At 46.1% G+C, this 3,491-nt stretch carries 1 protein-coding gene; it reads left to right on the top strand.

Going from position 1 to position 3,491, the window contains the following annotated elements; translation table 11 throughout:
• A partial coding sequence (locus tag KDK18_RS02260) for a hypothetical protein (protein ID WP_257252896.1) occupies positions 1 to 3,491 on the top strand: 3,491 nt, incomplete at both ends.

The following is a 3,491-nucleotide window of genomic DNA, read 5'->3' as shown; positions in this document are numbered from 1 at the left end:
CTGTTGGCACACTGCAAACCCATCGGCTACGTTGTCGCCGGGGACTTACAACAGCAAGTTGTTAATGAACGGTCGGCACACAGCAAACCCGTCGGCCATGTTGCATACGCAGAGGACGAGACAGCGCTTTATCCTGTGCCTGCAGGTTATCCAAAGCTGATAGTAGCAGAAGCTCCGGGGGAGATTATTGTTTTTCATGGTCAGAAGCCAAATCCCGATGATATCGCTTTTGTAGAAAACCTCTATAAACTCTGGGTCGAAGCTGAGGGTAATACCCCCGCCCCTGCTACAACATGGATTCAAAAAGACAATATCAAAGGCTATCAATACGCCATTCGAAGCAGGCAGATGGTACTGCTGGAGGAGTTTGTTACACGGTACGATGCCGGAGTTAACAAAGATCAACCGATGATGCTTACAGACGAAGACAAACTGGCTGTGCGTGCGCTTTCATACTACGAATTTCTCCAGCAGGCATTGACCAGTGCCACCCCGGCTCAGGAAGCTAACTTTGAATTCACACTGGAACACATCAGAGCCGCTTCCTCTGTCATCACGCCAACCTGGTTGCAGATTCAACTCGCAAAACACTTCAGCTTCAAGCCTGCACTTAGAGATCTTCTGATCAATCAGAATTTTGTTAAGGGTATTATGAGTCTTGTACCCGTTGTCGACGAATCACAGCTCAATGTTTTTAACCACGACGAACAGTTTGCTGCCAAAGTCGTGAGGGACATGGCCAGAAAAATAGTTAAGTGGGAAAGACAGCTGCAAGAGCACCTCGCAACAAAAAGCGAACTCATCCGGGTTAAAAACCAGTTAAAGCTTATATCGGAGACAGTCACTACCAGTGAAGAGCAAAAACTCAGAGCACTTCAACTCAGGCAACACGCTGAGGATGAGCTCGCACTGATTCGTAAAGTGGTGAAAGAACTGGAAGATCAGTCACAAAAACTTCAGCATGAAGTCGAACGAATCCCGTATCTGCAACAACAAATCCGTGATGTCAGGGAAGAAGCCAGTATAGCCTACAAGACTCAACTGGCAGAGATGCTTGGTATTGATAACTGGGATGATACCCAGCCACCGGAAGAACAAATCAGGCTTATCAGAAAAAAAATTCATGAAATCAATCAATCAGTGGCCGCAGCAGGACAGCCTGGTCCTGAAGCTCTGAAAGCACAACTGGCAGCCATTGAAGGCCAGTTCGGTATTACTCCGGTCGATGAAAACGATCTGGGTGCCCGCTGTAAGTCCATTCAACAGTATATGCAACATACGACTGAAGCGACCGATCAGGAGGAGGCCTCGCACAGACTGGCTATCGTTGAAAGTCAACTCGGTCTGGTCCCGCTCAACAAAGATGACCTGAAGGCCCGTCATCGGACCATTCAGCAGCATCTTGAACTTCAAAAAATGCTGGAACAAGAAAAAAAGAGGCTAACGAAATTTCAGCAGGAAGTCACTCGAATGCCAACGCTGATAAAAGACATTCGTGCTTCCCTGGCAGAAATCAGAGATGAGTACAATACCCAACTGGCCAATGAACTGGGTATTGATAACTGGGATGGTAGCAAGCCACCAGAAGAACAAGCCAGACTCATCAGAAAGGGCATTCATGAAATCAAAAGATCGGTTGCCGCAACAGATGCCGCGATAGAACAGTCTCGGGAAGAAGCCGTAAAAACAAAATTGGCAGACATTGAAAAGCAGATCGATATTACTCCAGACAATGAAAACGATCTCGGTGCCCGCTATGAGTTCATTAAACTCTGCCTGCAAGAGCAAATGCTTCAACAGACAGAGCTGATTGATGCTGTAGTCCGCAATCGTCTGAATAACATTCAACGTCAGCTCGGTTTGGTCCCGGATGTCGACACGGAGCCGGAAGCCCGATGCCGGGCCATTCAGCAGCACCTGAAGCAGTGGGCAACTGAGGATCAGAAACGTTTTCAGCAACTGAGCATCACAAAAGATACGAAAGATGCCACTGGAATCAGAGCCCGCTATGCAACCCTTGCCGCAGTCTTGAACATTCCGAATTTTGATGGCAAAGCTGATATTGACGCTCAGCAAGAACGCCTGCTTGAAAAAATTAAGACAATAAATGTTCAAATACAAATCCTGAATCAAAAACTTGCGATAACGGATGCCCAAAAAGAAATCCTGCATCGCAGAATTCAGACAATATATGAACAACAGGATATAGAGAATTCTCACACCAAAGCCAGAATATCTGCTCTTGCAGCGATCCTTGGCCTTGATCCTGGTGAGCAGAATGAAGGCATCGCGACAGCAAACCTCAATGCCCTGGAGTCAAGTGTTTATAACTCGCTTCTCAAGAATGCTGCACTGGAAGAAGAACTGAAAGACATCAACACACCAGGCCACCCCAAAGCCATGCCTGAAGTACTTCGGACACTCAGTGCCGTGGGAAAAGCTATGGGGAGAAAGAGTCACTTCAGCAATAAGGACGATGTGTATTTTCAACGTCAGGTCATTTCTGAAGACATTCGTCTATACATCAGAGAAGCCAGACAGCAATCAGAGAAAGAGGCCCGGTTCACACTGCAAACTCTGGAAGCAATACTCAAGATCAAAAGCAATGAAATTGACAGCAAAGCAACAAGGCTGGAAAGGATTCTTACAAGGCTTGATAGCGGTGATGTCTCAAATTACGAGCTGAGCAACATGGACAACTTCATCTGGTGGAAAAGTGAGAGGCCAGATATTAAAAAGAACCTGGAGAGAGATCTGAACGCGGGCCTCCTGAGGGATGATTTCGTACTTTCCAGAATTCGCGATCGTCTCAAATTTTTAGTCGAAGAATCGGATCAGCAAGCCAGAGAACAACAGGCCAATTATCTTGCCGCTCTGGAGAAAGAGCTAAATATCTACCCTCATGAAAACCCTGCTACCAAAGAAAAAAGAAAAATTTTTCTGGCTAAACTGGCTAGTGATTTACAGATAGGGTTTGCAGACGGTGCCAATCTGTCCCACCAGCAGCAGGCTCTAAGAAACAAAATTCAGGAATTAATAAGGGAACAAGTCAACGAAATCTATGACGATGAAGATCTCAAAAGAATCAGAAACAATATAATCGCTGATCAACTGAAGATTGAGAACTATAAAGGTCTAGCCAGCACAGACGAACAGAACAGTCTAATTAAGGCAAAACTTGAACATCTGAATGAAGAACTGTTCAAAGCGGGTCAGTCCGAGGTTGATGAACGTATCGCAGCCATTGAAAATGAGCTGGAAAGGCAAATGGCTCGCCTGGGGCCTAAGCCCCGGTTCGCCCTTGATCGTGATGTCGCCATGACCAAACGAGTCATTAAAAAAGCCGAAAGTGAGCTGTCAGGGGTTCATAGAAAGCTGAATAATATTCGTCGCAAACAAGTGGTCTATGTGAGTCGAACCGATGTCTACCCTGCTGTCACGGACGAAGACGAAAAGACTCTCAATCAGGCCATTAAACAAATCCAGATCGA

It is taken from the genome of Endozoicomonas sp. SESOKO3 (assembly GCF_024606255.1).
This window is presented reverse-complemented; position numbering and strand designations above follow the sequence as displayed.